At 50.7% G+C, this 16,062-nt stretch carries 21 protein-coding genes; 4 read left to right on the top strand and 17 right to left on the bottom strand.

Annotated features, from left to right (window positions below; translation table 11 throughout):
- Positions 1 to 9: 9 nt before the first annotated feature.
- The 14 genes from H4O27_RS09610 to H4O27_RS09550 form a co-directional block, all read right to left on the bottom strand.
- Positions 10 to 216 carry a hypothetical protein gene (locus tag H4O27_RS09610; protein ID WP_165010849.1) on the bottom strand — a complete coding sequence of 69 codons (207 nt, stop codon included), beginning with the start codon at positions 214 to 216 and terminating at the stop codon, positions 10 to 12.
- Positions 209 to 355: a hypothetical protein gene (locus tag H4O27_RS09605; RefSeq protein WP_165010847.1), complete on the bottom strand. Its 147-nt coding sequence runs from the start codon at positions 353 to 355 to the stop codon at positions 209 to 211. Before H4O27_RS09605 ends, H4O27_RS09610 begins: the two co-directional genes overlap by 8 nt.
- Positions 348 to 866 (bottom strand): hypothetical protein, encoded by a 519-nt coding sequence (locus H4O27_RS09600; protein ID WP_165010845.1) that lies wholly within the window; start codon positions 864 to 866, stop codon positions 348 to 350. Before H4O27_RS09600 ends, H4O27_RS09605 begins: the two co-directional genes overlap by 8 nt.
- The gene (locus tag H4O27_RS09595) at positions 863 to 1,351 is read right to left on the bottom strand and encodes an HI_1489 N-terminal domain-containing protein (RefSeq protein WP_165010843.1); all 489 of its coding nucleotides are present in this window, start codon (positions 1,349 to 1,351) and stop codon (positions 863 to 865) included. The genes H4O27_RS09600 and H4O27_RS09595 overlap by 4 nt, the downstream gene beginning before the upstream one ends.
- Positions 1,348 to 1,674: a hypothetical protein gene (locus H4O27_RS09590; RefSeq protein WP_165010841.1), complete on the bottom strand. Its 327-nt coding sequence runs from the start codon at positions 1,672 to 1,674 to the stop codon at positions 1,348 to 1,350. The genes H4O27_RS09595 and H4O27_RS09590 overlap by 4 nt, the downstream gene beginning before the upstream one ends.
- A complete protein-coding gene (locus tag H4O27_RS09585; RefSeq protein WP_165010839.1) occupies positions 1,674 to 1,838 on the bottom strand; it encodes a hypothetical protein in 165 nt (54 codons plus the stop codon). The genes H4O27_RS09590 and H4O27_RS09585 overlap by 1 nt, the downstream gene beginning before the upstream one ends.
- Positions 1,835 to 2,512, bottom strand: coding sequence for a DUF7168 domain-containing protein (locus tag H4O27_RS09580; protein WP_165010837.1), 678 nt, complete (start codon positions 2,510 to 2,512; stop codon positions 1,835 to 1,837). The genes H4O27_RS09585 and H4O27_RS09580 overlap by 4 nt, the downstream gene beginning before the upstream one ends.
- A 188-nt stretch (positions 2,513 to 2,700) precedes the next feature.
- The gene (locus H4O27_RS09575; protein WP_165010835.1) at positions 2,701 to 3,000 is read right to left on the bottom strand and encodes a hypothetical protein; all 300 of its coding nucleotides are present in this window, start codon (positions 2,998 to 3,000) and stop codon (positions 2,701 to 2,703) included.
- Positions 3,001 to 3,055: 55 nt separating this feature from the next.
- The gene (locus H4O27_RS13400; protein WP_255525171.1) at positions 3,056 to 3,178 is read right to left on the bottom strand and encodes a hypothetical protein; all 123 of its coding nucleotides are present in this window, start codon (positions 3,176 to 3,178) and stop codon (positions 3,056 to 3,058) included.
- Positions 3,171 to 3,389, bottom strand: a complete 219-nt coding sequence (locus H4O27_RS09570) for a hypothetical protein (RefSeq protein WP_165010833.1) — start codon at positions 3,387 to 3,389, stop codon at positions 3,171 to 3,173. The genes H4O27_RS13400 and H4O27_RS09570 overlap by 8 nt, the downstream gene beginning before the upstream one ends.
- A 77-nt stretch (positions 3,390 to 3,466) precedes the next feature.
- Positions 3,467 to 4,384, bottom strand: coding sequence for an AAA family ATPase (locus H4O27_RS09565; RefSeq protein ID WP_165010831.1), 918 nt, complete (start codon positions 4,382 to 4,384; stop codon positions 3,467 to 3,469).
- A 20-nt stretch (positions 4,385 to 4,404) separates the two neighbouring features.
- Positions 4,405 to 4,566, bottom strand: coding sequence for a hypothetical protein (locus tag H4O27_RS09560; RefSeq protein WP_165010829.1), 162 nt, complete (start codon positions 4,564 to 4,566; stop codon positions 4,405 to 4,407).
- Between the two features lie 10 nt (positions 4,567 to 4,576).
- Positions 4,577 to 6,598 carry a Mu transposase C-terminal domain-containing protein gene (locus H4O27_RS09555; protein ID WP_165010827.1) on the bottom strand — a complete coding sequence of 674 codons (2,022 nt, stop codon included), beginning with the start codon at positions 6,596 to 6,598 and terminating at the stop codon, positions 4,577 to 4,579.
- Positions 6,599 to 6,635: 37 nt separating this feature from the next.
- Complete coding sequence (locus H4O27_RS09550) at positions 6,636 to 6,887, bottom strand: helix-turn-helix domain-containing protein (RefSeq protein ID WP_165010825.1); 252 nt, start codon at positions 6,885 to 6,887, stop codon at positions 6,636 to 6,638.
- Between the two features lie 219 nt (positions 6,888 to 7,106).
- On the opposite strand from H4O27_RS09550, the gene H4O27_RS09545 reads away from it, so the two are divergent.
- On the top strand, positions 7,107 to 7,826 hold the full coding sequence (locus H4O27_RS09545) for a LexA family transcriptional regulator (protein WP_165010823.1): 720 nt from the start codon (positions 7,107 to 7,109) through the stop codon (positions 7,824 to 7,826).
- Positions 7,827 to 8,165: 339 nt separating this feature from the next.
- Here H4O27_RS09545 and H4O27_RS09540 read toward each other — a convergent pair whose 3' ends face one another.
- Positions 8,166 to 8,723, bottom strand: a complete 558-nt coding sequence (locus tag H4O27_RS09540) for a nitroreductase family protein (RefSeq protein ID WP_165010821.1) — start codon at positions 8,721 to 8,723, stop codon at positions 8,166 to 8,168.
- Between the two features lie 121 nt (positions 8,724 to 8,844).
- The gene (gene serC, locus H4O27_RS09535) at positions 8,845 to 9,951 is read right to left on the bottom strand and encodes a phosphoserine transaminase (RefSeq protein ID WP_165010819.1); all 1,107 of its coding nucleotides are present in this window, start codon (positions 9,949 to 9,951) and stop codon (positions 8,845 to 8,847) included.
- A gap of 363 nt (positions 9,952 to 10,314) precedes the next feature.
- Between serC and rimP the strand changes: the two genes are divergently transcribed.
- The 3 genes from rimP to infB are packed head-to-tail and all read left to right on the top strand — an operon-like array spanning position 10,315 to position 15,101.
- On the top strand, positions 10,315 to 10,746 hold the full coding sequence (gene rimP, locus H4O27_RS09530; RefSeq protein ID WP_165010818.1) for a ribosome maturation factor RimP: 432 nt from the start codon (positions 10,315 to 10,317) through the stop codon (positions 10,744 to 10,746).
- Between the two features lie 27 nt (positions 10,747 to 10,773).
- On the top strand, positions 10,774 to 12,279 hold the full coding sequence (nusA, locus tag H4O27_RS09525) for a transcription termination factor NusA (RefSeq protein WP_165010816.1): 1,506 nt from the start codon (positions 10,774 to 10,776) through the stop codon (positions 12,277 to 12,279).
- Between the two features lie 11 nt (positions 12,280 to 12,290).
- Positions 12,291 to 15,101 carry a translation initiation factor IF-2 gene (gene infB / locus H4O27_RS09520; protein WP_165010814.1) on the top strand — a complete coding sequence of 937 codons (2,811 nt, stop codon included), beginning with the start codon at positions 12,291 to 12,293 and terminating at the stop codon, positions 15,099 to 15,101.
- 78 nt (positions 15,102 to 15,179) lie between these two features.
- On the opposite strand, the gene H4O27_RS09515 is transcribed toward infB, so the two are convergent.
- A complete protein-coding gene (locus tag H4O27_RS09515; RefSeq protein WP_193004253.1) occupies positions 15,180 to 15,980 on the bottom strand; it encodes an IS3 family transposase in 801 nt (266 codons plus the stop codon).
- Between the last annotated feature and the right edge of the window lie 82 nt (positions 15,981 to 16,062).

The raw sequence follows: 16,062 nt of genomic DNA, 5'->3' as shown, positions 1-16,062 counted from the left end.
GATTGTCCTTTAAATATTGTTGATACGGATTTGCGCCCATGCGCTGCTTCTAAAGCCGTCAGGATTCTCGTTTGCAGATTCGGCCATGCTTAACGCTGCCATTGTCAGCATGTAAGCTGCCATCTGTGCCGCACTTGATGATTGTCCGACACCTTCGATACCGTCCACTTCAAGGCCGTTTTCCGTTTCCCTGATTTTAATAACGTATTCATTCATTTGCTTTTTCCTCCAGTTTGTTAAGTAATTGATAGACTTCACTTGCTTCAAATCCTTGGGTTTCGGCAAAACTGATGAATGCGTCCCAGTCTTGCTCAAAATAATCATTCAGCAGGCGGTATTCGTGTTCTTCAATCATGATACTTTCCCTTCTCTATCGGTTTAAGTTTCGGCTTGTTCAAGCCTTTTTCGCGTTCGTGCCTGGCCAGCTCTTCAACTTTCGCGCGGTTGCGCATAATCTGTTCGGCTAATGTTTCGGGTTTGGGCGGCTCGATGATTTTGCCGTTCAACACCGCTTTAAGGCCGTCTGAAATCCGTTTTAAAGCAGATTTGCCTTTGGCTTTTTCCGCCGCCGTCGGGTTGTAGCGGTATTCAATCATCGGCGGTGCCGGCGGTGGCGGCAGCACGTCCAAAAAGTCGCGCGGGCTTGGCCAGCGGTTGGTTTCCGCCGCCAACACCATAAAGGCCGTCTGAAAGCGTTTTAAATCGCGCGCTTCGTCCCACTCGCGTCCATGTGCCAGAACTCGGCTCCATGTTTGCGCGGTGGCGGCCGCGGTGTCGGCGGCGGGCGTGCCGGCAAGACGCAGGGTTAACAGCATGGTCAGGCCGTCGATTACGGCGTTGTGCAGTTGCTTGGGCAGCTCGTTCATTTTTTCAGTCCTTGCAGCGACGCGGCTGCGGTTAGCGTTTGGCTGGGTTTGGCCGGCGGGGCGGCTCGGGTGCTTGGTTTGTTTACCTGATTCCCCGTGGCGGTGGGCTGGCCAGCCCACCCTACAAGGATTTCATACAGATAACCGTGCGACTTGAGCGGTGTTTTCAGACGGCCTGCGTTGCGCGCTGCCAAGACTTCATGCAGGGCATAGAGCCATGCTTCCACCGGTGCGGCGTAGGCCGTGCCATCGCGGTGGACGGTGGCCGTCTGAATCTGCGGCAACAGTTCTTTAAGCAGTTTGGCGGTTCGTCCCCAAGAGAGCTGGCTCTTTTCGGGGCGGAACAGCCCGATGTAGCGTATCGCCGCTTTGCCGATGTCAGCATCGAGTTCCAGCAGCATTTTCAGCACTTCGGCCGCTTCCGCATCGTTGACCAAACTGTCTAAGCTGTTGGCCGTGCCGCAGTTGGGGCAGCGGCAAATCATGATTCCTTCCCTTCCTGCAACCCATCCAGATAAGCCTTCAGGCGCCGGCAAAATGACAATGTGTATGCCTCTTGGTCGATAATGCCGTTTATCGGAGAGAGCAGCGTTTCAAGCACCGTCATCAGCCAGCCCAAGTTGCAGTTTTCGTAGGCCTCAATCACGGCATCCAGCACGGCGGCCTTGTCTTTATCTTCCAACCACTCGTAATCGCCGTCTTCGCCAACCGACTTTAACGGATTCTGTTCATAGCTCACCGTATCCAGCATATGGATAAGCTTCCACGCGGCTGCCAAATCGCTTTTTTCAGGTTTTGCGATGTTCATCACGCTTCCTCCCACAACATAATCGCTCTTTCCAAAGTGGCCGCTTCCGCCGTTTTCATCACGCCGTTTTGCCGCGCCACCACCACAAAATTACCGCCGTCCGACTTGCTGACGACCAGCTCGCCACGGTCTTCCAGCCATTCGATAAGGTCTTTCGGATTCATGGCCGCGCTCCAATCATTTTCTTTGCTTCGCCACCGTCCATGGCGTGATAAAGTTCGATTTCCCTGCCGTCTTGCATGCCGCTGTATTCGGCATCATCGCCAATATTTTTAAGCGTCGGTGGTGCGGAGATAGTTCTGGGTTTAACCATTTTGATTTTTAAAGCATTCTCGGCATATCGTTCCATCATTTGCTCTTGTCCTTCGGGATATGCAAACATTTGCACGGCACGTCTTGCGCCGGTCAGCCAGCCTTCGCAGTATCGGTTGGCCAGATATTCGCGGCGGCTTGGGATTATGTTCGGACACTCGCGCAAATACTTTCGCCGTGCAGCGGCAATCTGCCGCCAAACCACATCAAAGGCATAAGCAGCGACTTGCGGCCGGTTACCGAAACCGTAAAAGTGCATGCAATTACCCCGTTTGTAGTATCCGCAACCGAATACATCGGCAACCAAATGGGCAACGTTCCATTGCCATTTGGCCAGCTTTAAAGCCACCTTTCTGTCTGACATTTCCTCTGATATTTCCGACAAACCTATCTCGGCCTCGGTCAATTCAAATTTTTTCATCAGAGCCTGCGCCTGCTTCAACGCCTGCGCCGCCTCATGCTCGTTGGCCGACTTACTCAAGGCCAAACACTTTTTGATTTTGTCTAAGGCTTTTTCCTTATCCATTTTTAAAATCCTTTAAAATCAATACCTTGAAATTTCCGCAAGGTAAAAAATATATAGCCGTATCAACAGCTTGCCGTTTTAATTGTCGTCGTAGCCGTCGCCAATCATCCGCAGCCGCGCCAGCCGCGCCAAAAACTCCAACGCCAGCAAAATGCCGATAAAAGCGGCCAATCCCAAAGCAATCCACATCATTTTTTCCTCCTTTTCATACGCAAACTTTTCAATTTCAGACGGCGGCTTCGGGCTTTTTCCGCTGCTTGCCGCGCTTGTCGTCGCTGCCATTCATCGATTTCGTTTGTCGACATCTTCGGGTTTTCTTCAAGCCATTTAAATACCGGCATCATCAGCACAGCCACAACAATAAGGATTGCGTACTCCAGCCAGCTCATTATTTTTTCTCCTTTTTCAACAATGCTTCCGTTTCCCGTTTCATCCGCGCCTGATATTCCTCCGCCGTTTCCTGTTTTTTCCGTGCCTGCCGTATCCAAACGCGGCGGCGGTGTTGGCCGTAGGCCTGCCAATCCTGATTACGTCTGCCAAAGCTCATTTGCGCCATCCTTTCTGTATCGCCTTATCCCCAAAGCGGCGTTTGATATCCGCCACCGCCTGTTTCAATGCCAGCTCACGCACCTTGCGTGTCGGGCGTTTGGCCTGTTTTTTACTCATAGACCACCCCATCCATCTTGCTTTCCGTGCCCATACTCTCGTATTCCGCCTCAACCTTCATCATTTCCGCCTGCGCAGCCATCTCCGCGGCACGCTGCAAATCGGGTGTCTCCGCCCGGGCAGGCTCGCATGAGTGCAATAAAACCCCGACCAACAGCATAACCGTAGCGGTCAGCATCCCGGCCATCATGTGTTTTAAATATTCCATCATTTTTGTTTTCCTTATAAATCAATGATTTATAAAATTCATTAGGTAAAAAATATATAGCCGTGTCAAAGGCTTAGGCCTTACCGGATAATCAGTGAGCTGTACTTTTTCACAATTCCCGCCTGTAACTGGATGCCGTTTTTATTGGCCGTCCGCACCGCGCCACGCATCAGCTTGCTCATTCGCCGCGTATTGCCGTTGCTCTGTTTCACGATTTCAGCCAACGTCTCTTCATCGGCCTGCGGCAGCGCGGATTTGGCGATTTCGGCCAGCTCTTCATCCGGCAGGCTGTCGCCCAACGGCAGGGCAACCGATACGCGGCTGTAAAGCTGCACCAACTCGCCGTGTTTGCCGCGCAGATTCGCCACCAGTTTCGGCATACCGCTCAACACCAAACCGCAACCCGTTTCGTCATGCAGACGTCGCAAAATTTCCAACGCACGCAGGGGCAGGTTCTCCGCTTCGTCCACCACAATAAGCCGTCCCGAATCACGCAAACGCTCTGCCACCGATTCAAACAAATCATTCAGGCTGCCCACGCCGACCAATTTGCACGCCGTTGCCAATTTGCGCATCAACACCAACGCCGTAAAGCTCGGATTGGCTTCAATCAGCACCGCCGCAGGATTCTGCACGCAATAATTCTTCACCGCCTTCGTCTTACCCAAACCGGCCTGACCGTAAATTACCGCCACTTCGCCGCCTTCATGCGCATCACGCATCACTTCCGCAATCCGTCGCGTGGTGCGCGTAGCCACAAACTCGATATGCAGCTCCTCACGCTTCGCCTTGCTTTCCTGCATGTCCAAATATGCTTCGATTTTCGGTTCTACGGTCTCGTAATTGCCGCCTTTTTCCGCATAAGTGCCGCTCAGGTACATGCTCACCGCCGCCGGAGCGCAGCCGATGCCGCGCGCCAATTGGGTCTGATTCAAGCCTGATTTGGCTTTAAAATCGGTAAGACGTTGCTGTAATGCCGTGTTGATTTGGTTTTTCATGTTGTTTTCCTTAAGTTTTTTTAAAAAATATAGCCGTTTGCCATCAAGTCCCACACCACCCACGCCGTTGCAGCGGCCACCGCAGCGCAAGCCCCGATAATCCACGGCCACGCTTTGCGCTTTTTGGCCTTACGGATGTCTTTAATCACGATACCTTCTTGTTCCAATTCGTAAAAATCCATTTTTTTACTCCTATTTGTCTGCTTCAAACAAAACAAAATCATCGGTTCCTGTTTTTGGTAATACCGCATATTCCGTCTCGATAACGTCCGGCTTCATATTCATACCGCCCAGCTCGTCCCACGTTTGGGCGTGTTCCAGCGCGGGGTTGATTTCCGCTCTGGCCAAGGCTGCCTGTTGTTCCGCTTTCTTGATTTTTCGCTCCGCACGCTTGAGCTGTTGTTTTTCCAACATCGACACCGCAAACGCATTGCGCGTATTACCATTCAAAACCGCCTTGCAAATCAGCGTATGGTCAGGCTTGTACACCATCACATAGCCGGCATCGGCCATATCGTAGGCAATGTGCAGCGTTTGGCCGTGGTAATCGACCAGCTCCTGCGCAAAATAGCTTTCATTGTGCAATTCCAGCCAACCGCGCCGCGTTACCCTTGTTTCCATCGGCATAAACAGCGTTTGCAGCTCGCGCTCCGTCAGCTTGTCATACACCAGCTCATATCGGGCCGTCTGAAACCGGAAAAACTCGGCCGGCGTAAAATGCTTGCCCGTATCCGGATTTTTCGGCAGTTCGCTGTGGGGGCGATTGTTGTAGGCTTCCACCACCATCTTCACGTCTTCGGCAAACTGCTGCCACGTCGGCACTTGAGCGATATGGCGTTGCTGTTCCGTGGTCAGCTCCTTACCTTTGCCTTGCGCATTAAACGCGCTCATCTGTTTGCGGTAAGTCAGGTTTTTCACGCCCGAATCCATGCCCTCACCGCGGAAAGTGGGGTAGTTCCGCGCCAAACGAATCAGATTGTCTTTCCACCACCGTTCAATAATGCCGCGACCTTGCGGATTGCCCGCAATGCCCGTTTCGTGGCGGATACCCAATCGGGTAAAAATACCCGTTACCTCATCGTCCAGCCGCTTTGCCGTTTCACCCGCGCCGTTGTCCGAATAAATCACCAGCATCACCCCGAACACACCCACCGCATGGCGTACCGTGTTCATCACTTCCATCGCCGATTCCGCCAAGCCTAAGCTGTAACCCGTAACCAAACGCGTATTACCGTCTATCATCAAAGTCACCTCAGGCTTAAACGGCTGGCCGTGTACCGGATGGCGCACCTGCGCTTTAAAGCTGTGGCCGTCGATAATCCCCACCTGCAAAGGCTTCAGATTCGTCACCCAATCGCGCTTCACATAAGCGGACAGCTTCTTCAGCTCGCTGCCGGTCGAGCGGCCGCGCTCCTGCACAATCGGCGGCAATTTCGCCCAAGTATTGCGCACCACCGCATAACTCGGCAGCGTTTCAGACGGCCTGTTATCCGCCCACCAGCGGGCAAACTCCTCATACGCATGCGCCATCTTCGGCTTGGTCGGCAGCGCATAAAACCGCTGGAAATACGGCAGCCATTCGGCAGCCATCGGGTCTTGCACCTTGCGCGTGGCCTTAGGCGCCAGCGCAACCAACCTTTCCAACGCAGAGCCGGCGTTCTCATACAAAGGCAGCCAAGTTTTTAAAGAGCGGATACTGACAGTGGCTTTATTACTGCGGTCATTTGCCGTCGCCAGATGATTCATCAGCGATTCAGAGAGCGTGCCCGCTTCCAAATCCTGCAAAAAAGCCTGCATAGCGTGGATTTTTTTCAAGCCGTACACATTGTGGCGGTATAAAATTTCCATACACACCGCACACCGCGCATTCGCCACCTTTCTTTGCCTGCCGTTGAGCTGCTTTTCGGCTTCGGCCAAAGCTTCCGGCGACATCACTTCGGTACTTCGCCGCTGGCGCGGCACCGGCAGCTTGGTTTCGACTTCTCGGGCTTCGGCAAACAGGGCTTCAGCCTGTTTTTGCTGGATCGCGGTGCGGATTTCGGAGGGTAGGCTGGAGACTAGGTATTTTTTCAGACGGCCATTTCGTCCGGAACTTATTACCGTTTCAAATATCCAACCTTCTTTTTTCGCCCTGTGTTCGATTGCTTGTCTTGTTTTTGGTAATGCCTGAATACCAATCTCGACAATTTCGGCGGCACTCATTGCGTAACTCATACATCAACCTTTATTTTTTATATGCTTTTGCGTATACTCACTTACTAAATTCAGTAAGGCTAGGTTTCAAAGCTCTTGCCTCATAACGTTGCGGCCAAATTTCATCAGGGGGAATCCCTAAAGCATCTGCGATAATTTTTTCGCCTTTTTTATAAGGACATTGCAGCGCCGTACCTAAAGTATTTGGGGCAAGCCCGGCGGCCATGCTAAGAGCTCGTACCGACCAACCACGTTTCTTGAGTGCAGCTACAATATCGGCGCGGTGCCAATTAGTTTTATTGCGTGACATAATTTATCCTTTACTAAGTAAGTGCTTTTGCGTACTGAATTAATTAACTTGAGTGAAGTTTAATATGCAAATTTTACTTTTGCAAATAGTTTGTATGTATTTTTTAGCTAATTTTGACAGGTATTTGATTTTTAACGAAAGAATGTTATTTGCAAATAGTATCTTTATTTGCAAATGCATTTGCAAATAGGCAGGTTAATTTGCAAAAGGATATTGAAGATGGAAAATTTTAAAGACAGGCTCGAATTTTTGTTTGGAAAAGAAGCTGGGCCAACCAAGATTTCAGGGCTTATTGGCATGAAATACGCTGGTTTTGCGCGTATTTGGTATGATGGAAGTATTCCCAAGGCAGAAACACTTATTAAAATACAAGAAGTTACAGGCTGCGATTTAAATTGGCTGCTAACCGGCGAAGGTTCGCCATACTTGGACAAAAGCCATCCCGACAATGCCGGCGGATTCCCCGTGCACACCCGTTCAGACGGCGTAACCGACATACTGGGCAACCCGGTCGACCTGTCCGAGTTCGTCTTCGTGCCGCGCTACAACGTGGCCGCCGCGGCGGGCAACGGCTCCCCTGTATACGGAGAGGAACCTTTATTCTGCTTGGCTTTTCGCCGATATTGGATTGAAAATTACGTCACCAAACAGCCTGAAAAACTGTCCGTAATCACCGTCAAAGGCGACTCAATGGAGGGCGTGCTCAACCACGGAGATTCAATACTCATCAATCACGCCGAAACCGACCCGCGCGACGGCCTGTACGTCCTAAGGATCGGCAACGACCTGTTCGTCAAACGCGTGCAGCGCATCCCTGGCAAACTGCTCGTAACGTCCGAAAACCCACGCTACGCACCATTTGAGATAGACTTAAGCCACGCCGACGACGACATCGCCATCATCGGCCGCGTAGAGTGGTACGGACGCAGTATTGATTGACCTGATTTTAAAAATGTCTTAAAACCGTTTTAAATTTGATAATTCCCCGCTAACTTTTGCGCAAAAAAATGTGCGTTTTTGCTCATTTTGTTGCAAAAGCTGATGACACTTTTTTGCAGATACAAAAACGCCGAAATCCGCGTATTTATTGGATTTCGGCGTTTTTTTGTTTGTTGGTATATTGGTGCAAAAACTAACAGTACCCCACACCTTTCTTTATATAGTGAATCCACTTTAAAATAGTACGGCGTTGGCTTGCCTAGCCGTATTATCGATACTGTCCTCGGCTCGCCGCCTTGTCCTATTTTTAAAGTGAATCCACTATTTTGCTTCATTCAATTACCAATAAGTGACAAACGAATCCAAATCGGTATTTTTCGCGCCGCCGGTTTCTTCATCGGGCGTACCGACCATAATCAGGCCGATGATTTTGTCTTTTTCGCCGCATTCAAAGGCTTCGCGCAACAGCGGGCTGTTGGTCCACAAGCCGGTAATCCAGACATTATCAAAACCTTGGGCAGTGGCGGCTAATTGCAAGCCGTAGGCCGAGCAGGCAGCGCTGAGCATTTGTTCCCATTCCGGTTTGGGCTTCGGTACAGTTCGGTTCGGTGTAAAGATCACGCCAACCACCATCGGTGCCATGTGGCCGACTTTTTCCGCTTTTTTCATCGACTCTTCGCCGAAGTTCAATTCGGTAACGGTTTGGCGCAAGATTTCGCGAAAACGGGTTAAACCGGCTTCGCTTTGAATCACGGTAAATTTAAACGGACGCATATTGCCGTGATCCGGCACTTGGGTTGCGGCCTGAAGCATGATTTTCAATTGTTCGGCATTGGGGGCGGGGGCGGCCAGTTTTTTAGACGAGCGTCGGGTGGTTAATAATTCGAGAGCGTTCATGAGGATTCCAGTGATTTGATGTGTGATGGCTCTTTATAGCACAAAATATTTTTTCAAGCGAATGGGCGAAGCATCAAAGAAGGCCGTCTGAACATTCAGACGGCCTATGCTCTTTGTTCAATCAACCGTATCGGCGTTGGAAATTCCGCATAAATTCGACCAAGGCCTCCACACCGGCCAGCGGCATGGCGTTGTAAATGCTGGCGCGCATACCGCCGACGGTTTTGTAGCCTTTGAGCAAACGCAAGCCGTGCAAATCGGCTTCTTGCACGAATAATTTATCCAGCTTGTCGCTGTCGGTTTTGAAGACCACGTTCATTTTAGAGCGGGCGTCGACGGCAATCTGATTGATGTAGAAACCACCGCTGCCGTCGATGGCATCATAAAGCATTTTGGCTTTGATGTTGTTTACCGCTTCGATGGCTTTCACTCCGCCTTGAGTTTGCAGCCAGCGGAAGACCAAGCCCGACATATAAATCGGGTAGGTGGACGGCGTGTTATACATGCCGTCTTTTTCGATGTGGGTGCGGTAGTTGAACACGCTCGGAATGTTTTTCGGGCAGCGATCCAGCAAATCGTCGCGGATAATCACCACGGTCACGCCGGCAGGACCGATGTTTTTCTGTGCGCCGGCATAAATCAAGCCATAATCGGCCACGTTAAATTCACGCGACAAAATTTCGCTCGACATATCGCACACCAAAGGCGGCATGCCATCTGGAAGTTTAGGTACGTCTTGATATTGCAGGCCGTTGACAGTTTCATTGATGGCAAAATGCACGAAAGCCGAATTTTTGGAAATATTCCAATCTTCCACAGCGGGCAAATCTTTGTAATCAAACAATTCACCGCCGTGCGCCGCGATGTTGACTTTTGCATCGCCTAAAAGCGGCATTTGATCGGCAGCCAAGCGGCTCCAGTTGCCGGTGATGACGGCATCGATGCGCTCGAAACCATGTGCCAGATTCATTGCCGTCATATTAAATTGCGTGGTTGCGCCGCCTTGTAAAAATAGCACTTTATAATTATTGGGAATGTTTAACAGCCGGCGCAAATCTTGTTCGGCGTGATGCAGAATCGACATAAACATATCGGAGCGGTGGCTCATGGCCATCACAGGGAAACCGGTGCCGTTGTAATCCAGCATTTCTTGCTGGGCGGTACGCAAAACGGCTTCAGGCAAAACGGCAGGGCCGGCGGAGAAATTGTAAATCGGCTGGGCAGACATGGCGTTCTTCGCAAAAGGAAATAATGGAGCGTTCGATTGTAGGGTTTGCCATCGGGTTTAGCAAGCATTTAAACGGATTTTGAGGCTGTCTGAAAATTTACCTTTGTTTTAAGACATTGTTTATAGTATATTTTATGAATATTTTAAGAGGCCGCCTGAAAATAAAACAGGCTTATTTTGTTGACAATCAATGCAAATGAAAAAGCATAGCGTAAAGTAAGAACGTAACTATGCCGTCTGAAAAAAGGCAAGCGAAATCAATGCTTTTATTTTGCTTTTAAATGCGTTATAATACGGCAATTTTTCAAATTTATAGAAAAATGGCCACCGGGCCATTTTTTTGTTTTTATACTGTGGAGCCGCATGGATATTCAAAATATTCTTGATAAAACCCTGCCCGGTTTGGGCTACGAGCTGGTGGATTTCGAGCTGACCGCGCAAGGTGATTTGCGCGTGTTTATCGATAAACCGGAAGGCATTACCGTGGAAGATTGTGCTACGGTGAGCAACCATTTGAGCCGCGTTTTCATGGTGGAAGACGTGGATTACAAGCGTTTGGAAATTTCCAGCCCGGGCTTGGATCGTCCGTTGAAAAAAGCCGCCGATTTTGCCCGCTTTACCGGTGAAAATGCCAAAATCAAAACCCGTCTGCCGATTGACGGCCGGAAAAACTTTATCGGCCGCATCGAAAAATGTGAAAACGATGTGGTCACCGTTGCTTTCGACGGCAAAACCGCTGAGATTGAAATCAGCAATATCGACAAAGCCCGTCTGCGTCCTGAATTCAAATTTTAAACATAATACATAACGGAGATTCTGAAGATGAGTCGTGAGATGTTACAACTTGCCGAAGCCTTGGCAAGCGAGAAAAACGTAGAAGCAGAAGTGGTGTTTCAGGCTTTGGAGTTTGCACTGTCAACCGCTGCCAAAAAGAAAGCCAACCGCGAACACATGGACGTGCGTGTCGAAATCGACCGTGATACCGGCGAATACCGCACCTTCCGCCGTTGGTTGATTGTGGCCGACGAAGATTACACTTATCCGGATGTGGAAAAAACCATTGAAGAAATTCAAGAAGAAATTCCGGGCATCAACATTCAAATCGGCAAATACTACGAAGAGCAGCTGGAAAACGAAGGTTTCGGCCGTCAAGCTGCGCAAACCGCCAAGCAAATTATTCTGCAACGCATCCGCGATGCCGAGCGCGAGCAAATCCTGAATGAATTCTTGCAACAAAAAGAAGACATCATTATGGGTACGGTGAAGCGTGTCGAACGTCACGGCATCATCGTGGAAGTGATTTCAGGCAAATTGGATGCGCTGATTCCGCGCGACCAAATGATTCCGCGGGAAAACTTCCGCAGCGGCGACCGTATTCGTGCCTTGTTTGTGCGCGTGGAGGAAATCGGCAATACTGGCCGCAAGCAAGTGGTGTTGAGCCGTACTTCAGGCGAATTTTTAGCGAAACTGTATGAGCAGGAAGTGCCTGAAATTGCCGATGGCTTGTTGGAAATCCGAGAAGTGGCGCGTGACCCGGGACAACGTGCAAAAGTGGCCGTAAAAGCCAATGATCAGCGCATCGATCCGCAAGGTACCTGTATTGGTGTACGCGGTTCGCGTGTGAATGCCGTGAGCAACGAATTGTCGGGCGAGCGCATCGATGTGGTGTTGTGGTCGTCCGAAACTGCACAATTTGTGATTAATGCCTTGTCGCCTGCCGAAGTCAGCCGCATTTTGATTGACGAAGACAAACACACCGTTGACGTGATTGTGGCGGAAGACCAATTGGCCTTGGCCATCGGTCGCGGCGGTCAAAACGTGCGTCTGGCATCGGATTTGACCGGCTGGCAGCTGAATATTATGACCGTTAAAGAAGCAGACGAGCGCAATGAAGCAGAAGATGCCACCATTCGCGAACTGTTTATGAGCCACATGAACATTGATGCCGAAACAGCGGGTGTCTTGGTGCAAGAAGGTTTCCAAACCTTGGAAGAAGTGGCTTATGTACCTGCGGCCGAATTGTTGGAAATCGAAGGTTTTGACGAAGAAATCGTTGAAGTCCTGCGTAATCGTGCCCGCGACGCGATTTTGACTTTGGCTATTGCCTCGGAAGAAAAATTGGCCGATGTGTCGGAAGACATGCGCAATCTGGAAGGTCTGGATTCGGATATGCTCCGCGATCTGGCGCAGGCCGGCATTGCCACACGTGACGATTTGGCCGAATTGTCTGTGGATGAATTGATTGAAATTACCGGTGTGACCGAAGACGAAGCTAAAATTGTGATTATGGCTGCGCGCGAACATTGGTTCACCGAAGAAAGTAACTGAGGGGGTAATAGATGAATAACACAACCGTAGAACAATTTGCCACCGAAATGAATAAGCCCGTCGATGTATTGTTGAAACAATTACAAAGCGCCGGCGTGAATAAAAGCAGGGGCAGCGACTCTTTGACTTTGGAAGACAAGCAGCTTTTGGCTCAATATCTGAAAAAGCAAAACGGCAGCGACAATGCCACCATCAGCATTACCCGCACCAAAAAAGAAGTCAGCACCGTGGGGAGCGTTAAGGTAGAAACACGCCGCCGCAGCCGTGCCGTGAATATTCCTTCTGCCGATGAAATTGCTGCTGAAGCCAAAGCCAAGGCTGAAGCACAAAAAGCGGCCGAAGCAGAAGAAGCGCGCAAAGCGCAAGCTGAAAAAGAAGCAGCCGAGAAGGCCGCGGCCGAACGCGCTAAAGCCGAAGCCGAAGCAATCCGCCTGAAAGCGGCGCAACAAGCCAAGGCAGAAGAGAAAAAAGCCGTTAAGCCTGAAGTGAAGCCGTCTGAAGAGAAGGCCGAAGAAAAAGCCAAACCGGCGGCCAAACCAAAGCAAGATAAAACACAAAACAAAGCGAAAGAAGCGCCGAAAAAAGCCGCGCCTGCACCTGAAGCGCCTAAACCGGTGGTGAGTGCGGCCGAGCAAGCTGCACGTGATGAAGAAGCCGAGCGCGCTGCTAAGCTGCGTGCCGCCCAAGAAGCCTTGTGGCGTGAAAAACAAGAGCGTCAAGCGCGTCGTGAAGCCGTGAAGCAACAGGCTGCGCAAGAAGCAAAAGAAGCCAAGGCAGCCAAAGAAAATAAAGCCGGCGAAGTACGCAGCGCGAAACCTTCCAAGCCGGCCAAGCCTGCTGAAAAAGCGGCAGAAACCGATAAAGCAGCTGCACCGGCTCGTGCGAAAAAAGACGAGCGTCGTAATCGCGATGATGTAGATGCACGTCCACGCGGCGGTAAAAATGCCAAAGGCGGCCGCAATCAAAACAGCGGCCAGGACGAGCGCGTTCGCGGTGGCAAAAAAGGCAAGAAACAGCTGAAGCTGGAGCCGAACCAACACGCCTTCCAAGCACCGACCGAACCTGTGGTGCACGAAGTGTTGATTCCGGAAACCATTACCGTGGCCGATTTGGCGCATAAAATGGCGGTAAAAGGCGTGGAAGTGGTGAAAGCCTTGATGAAAATGGGCATGATGGTCACCATCAACCAATCTATCGACCAAGATACCGCGCTGATTGTGGTGGAAGAACTCGGCCACATCGGTAAACCGGCTGCGGCTGATGATCCGGAAGCATTCTTGGATGAAAACGCCGAAGTTGTGGAAGCGGAATTGCTGCCGCGTCCGCCGGTGGTGACCGTAATGGGTCACGTTGACCACGGTAAAACCTCGTTGCTCGACTATATCCGTCGCGCTAAAGTGGTACAAGGCGAGGCCGGCGGTATTACCCAGCACATCGGTGCCTACCATGTGGAAACCCCGCGCGGCGTGATTACCTTCTTGGATACTCCCGGTCACGAAGCGTTTACCGCCATGCGTGCTCGCGGTGCCAAAGCGACCGATATCGTGATATTGGTGGTGGCGGCCGATGACGGCGTAATGCCGCAAACCATCGAAGCGATTGCCCACGCGAAAGCGGCAGGGGTGCCGATGGTGGTTGCCGTCAACAAAATCGATAAAGAAGCGGCCAACCCTGAACGCATCCGCCAAGAATTGACCGCGCATGAGGTTGTGCCGGACGAATGGGGCGGTGATGTTCAGTTTATTGATGTTTCGGCTAAAAAAGGTCTGAATATTGATGCTTTGCTCGAAGCTGTGTTGCTTGAAGCCGAGGTATTGGAATTGACGGCACCGGTAGAAGCACCGGCCAAAGGTATCATTGTCGAAGCCCGTTTGGACAAAGGCCGCGGCGCCGTAGCCACTCTGTTGGTGCAAAGTGGTACGCTGCGCAAAGGCGATATGCTGTTGGCCGGTACGGCTTTCGGTAAAATCCGTGCCATGAGTGATGAAAACGGTAAAGTGATTAGCGAAGCCGGTCCATCGATTCCGGTGGAAATTCTGGGTTTGTCTGATGTGCCGAATGCCGGTGAAGATGCCATGGTGTTGGCCGATGAGAAAAAAGCACGCGAAATTGCTTTGTTCCGTCAAGGCAAATACCGTGATGTGCGCTTGGCAAAACAACAAGCGGCGAAGCTGGAAAACATGTTCAACAACATGGGCGAAAGCCAAGCGCAATCGTTGTCGGTTATCATCAAAGCCGACGTACAAGGTTCGTACGAAGCCTTGTCGGGCAGCCTGAAAAAACTGTCGACCGACGAAGTCAAAGTCAATGTATTACACAGCGGCGTGGGCGGTATTACCGAGAGCGATGTCAATTTGGCGATTGCTTCGGGTGCATTCATCATCGGCTTTAACGTTCGTGCCGACGCTTCAGCCCGCAAACTGGCTGAAACCGAGAGCGTGGAAATCCGCTACTACAATATCATCTACGATGCGATTGACGATGTGAAAGCAGCCATGAGCGGCATGCTGGCTCCTGAAGAAAAAGAACAGGTAACCGGTACCGTAGAAATCCGCCAAGTCATCAGCGTATCGAAAGTCGGCAACATTGCAGGCTGTATGGTGACCGATGGTGTGGTGAAACGCGATTCGCACATCCGCCTGATCCGCAACAATGTGGTGATTCACACCGGTGAATTAGCTTCTTTGAAACGTTACAAAGACGACGTGAAAGAAGTACGCATGGGCTTTGAATGCGGTTTGATGCTCAAAGGCTACAACGAAATCATGGAAGGCGACCAGCTCGAATGCTTCGACATCGTCGAAGTAGCGCGTTCGCTGTAATGTGATTGAATAGTTGATAAAAGGCCGTCTGAAATTCTTGAACTACCCCCCAATACTTGGACAAGTTAAGAATCTTTCTCAAACAGCCTTTTCAAGCTGGGTTCTGTAGCCGACAGGACTCAGCTTTTTTAAGTTTAAACTAATCCGCTCATGATTGTAGTAATGTATGTAATCATCTATTACCTCTGTCAGCTCTGCCACCGACAACGCACCTTCCTGATAGAAGCTCTCTTCTTTTAATGTACCGAAGAAACGCTCCATCGGCGCATTGTCCCAGCAATTTCCTTTACGCGACATGCTTTGCACCATTCCTTTCTCAGCCAGTTTCGCCCGATAAGCCCCGGTGCGGTAAAGCACACCCCGGTCGGAATGCAGCAGCGGCGTTTGGCCTTTCAGACGGCCAAATGCTTTATCCAACATTTGCGCCACCAGTTTACTGTTTGCTCTGCGGCTTAAAGAATAGGCCACAATCTCCCGATTAAACACATCCGATATCGGCGATAAGTACAGCTTCCCGTCTGTGCATTTGAACTCCGTCACATCGGTCAGCCATTTGTCTGCCGGTTTGCCGGCAGTAAATTCACGATTAAGAATATTATCCGAAGCCTCTCCTATTACCTGCGGACGGTAGGCTTTTTTGCTGCGGACTTTGGCTTTCAGTCCCAACAAACCCATAATGCACTGCACTTTCTTTTTGTTCCACGACAATACGGCGGCAATCCGCCGATGACCGTAGCGGCCTTTGTGTCGGCGATAGACTTCGCTTACTGCGGTTTTGGCCGCCGCATCGGGATCGGCTTTGCCGATATGGTAATGAAAGCTGCTTTTGGGAATACCGGCACTGTGCAGCAGATATTTCAGCGGGTGCTTCGCTCTCAACGTTTGAACGGTTTCGCAGCTTTGGCGGCGTTCTTTTCGTTGAGGGCTTTCATGTGCTTTAGGTAGTCGTTCTCCGCCCTCA

Origin of the sequence: Neisseria yangbaofengii, from assembly GCF_014898075.1 — a bacterium.
Taxonomy (GTDB): domain Bacteria; phylum Pseudomonadota; class Gammaproteobacteria; order Burkholderiales; family Neisseriaceae; genus Neisseria; species Neisseria yangbaofengii.
The sequence above is the reverse complement of the archived record's forward strand: the minus strand, read 5'-3'. Positions and strand labels throughout refer to the sequence as shown.

What these genes read in the sequence shown, in the direction of transcription:
- H4O27_RS09610 (WP_165010849.1), bottom strand. Translation starts at nt 216, where the DNA reads ATGAATGAATACGTTATTAAAATCAGGGAAACGGAAAACGGCCTTGAA.
- H4O27_RS09605 (WP_165010847.1), bottom strand. Translation starts at nt 355, where the DNA reads ATGATTGAAGAACACGAATACCGCCTGCTGAATGATTATTTTGAGCAA.
- H4O27_RS09600 (WP_165010845.1), bottom strand. Translation starts at nt 866, where the DNA reads ATGAACGAGCTGCCCAAGCAACTGCACAACGCCGTAATCGACGGCCTG.
- H4O27_RS09595 (WP_165010843.1), bottom strand. Translation starts at nt 1,351, where the DNA reads ATGATTTGCCGCTGCCCCAACTGCGGCACGGCCAACAGCTTAGACAGT.
- H4O27_RS09590 (WP_165010841.1), bottom strand. Translation starts at nt 1,674, where the DNA reads ATGAACATCGCAAAACCTGAAAAAAGCGATTTGGCAGCCGCGTGGAAG.
- H4O27_RS09585 (WP_165010839.1), bottom strand. Translation starts at nt 1,838, where the DNA reads ATGAATCCGAAAGACCTTATCGAATGGCTGGAAGACCGTGGCGAGCTG.
- H4O27_RS09580 (WP_165010837.1), bottom strand. Translation starts at nt 2,512, where the DNA reads ATGGATAAGGAAAAAGCCTTAGACAAAATCAAAAAGTGTTTGGCCTTG.
- H4O27_RS13400 (WP_255525171.1), bottom strand. Translation starts at nt 3,178, where the DNA reads ATGAGTAAAAAACAGGCCAAACGCCCGACACGCAAGGTGCGTGAGCTG.
- H4O27_RS09570 (WP_165010833.1), bottom strand. Translation starts at nt 3,389, where the DNA reads ATGATGGAATATTTAAAACACATGATGGCCGGGATGCTGACCGCTACG.
- H4O27_RS09565 (WP_165010831.1), bottom strand. Translation starts at nt 4,384, where the DNA reads ATGAAAAACCAAATCAACACGGCATTACAGCAACGTCTTACCGATTTT.
- H4O27_RS09560 (WP_165010829.1), bottom strand. Translation starts at nt 4,566, where the DNA reads ATGGATTTTTACGAATTGGAACAAGAAGGTATCGTGATTAAAGACATC.
- H4O27_RS09555 (WP_165010827.1), bottom strand. Translation starts at nt 6,598, where the DNA reads ATGAGTTACGCAATGAGTGCCGCCGAAATTGTCGAGATTGGTATTCAG.
- H4O27_RS09550 (WP_165010825.1), bottom strand. Translation starts at nt 6,887, where the DNA reads ATGTCACGCAATAAAACTAATTGGCACCGCGCCGATATTGTAGCTGCA.
- H4O27_RS09545 (WP_165010823.1), top strand. Translation starts at nt 7,107, where the DNA reads ATGGAAAATTTTAAAGACAGGCTCGAATTTTTGTTTGGAAAAGAAGCT.
- H4O27_RS09540 (WP_165010821.1), bottom strand. Translation starts at nt 8,723, where the DNA reads ATGAACGCTCTCGAATTATTAACCACCCGACGCTCGTCTAAAAAACTG.
- serC (WP_165010819.1), bottom strand. Translation starts at nt 9,951, where the DNA reads ATGTCTGCCCAGCCGATTTACAATTTCTCCGCCGGCCCTGCCGTTTTG.
- rimP (WP_165010818.1), top strand. Translation starts at nt 10,315, where the DNA reads ATGGATATTCAAAATATTCTTGATAAAACCCTGCCCGGTTTGGGCTAC.
- nusA (WP_165010816.1), top strand. Translation starts at nt 10,774, where the DNA reads ATGAGTCGTGAGATGTTACAACTTGCCGAAGCCTTGGCAAGCGAGAAA.
- infB (WP_165010814.1), top strand. Translation starts at nt 12,291, where the DNA reads ATGAATAACACAACCGTAGAACAATTTGCCACCGAAATGAATAAGCCC.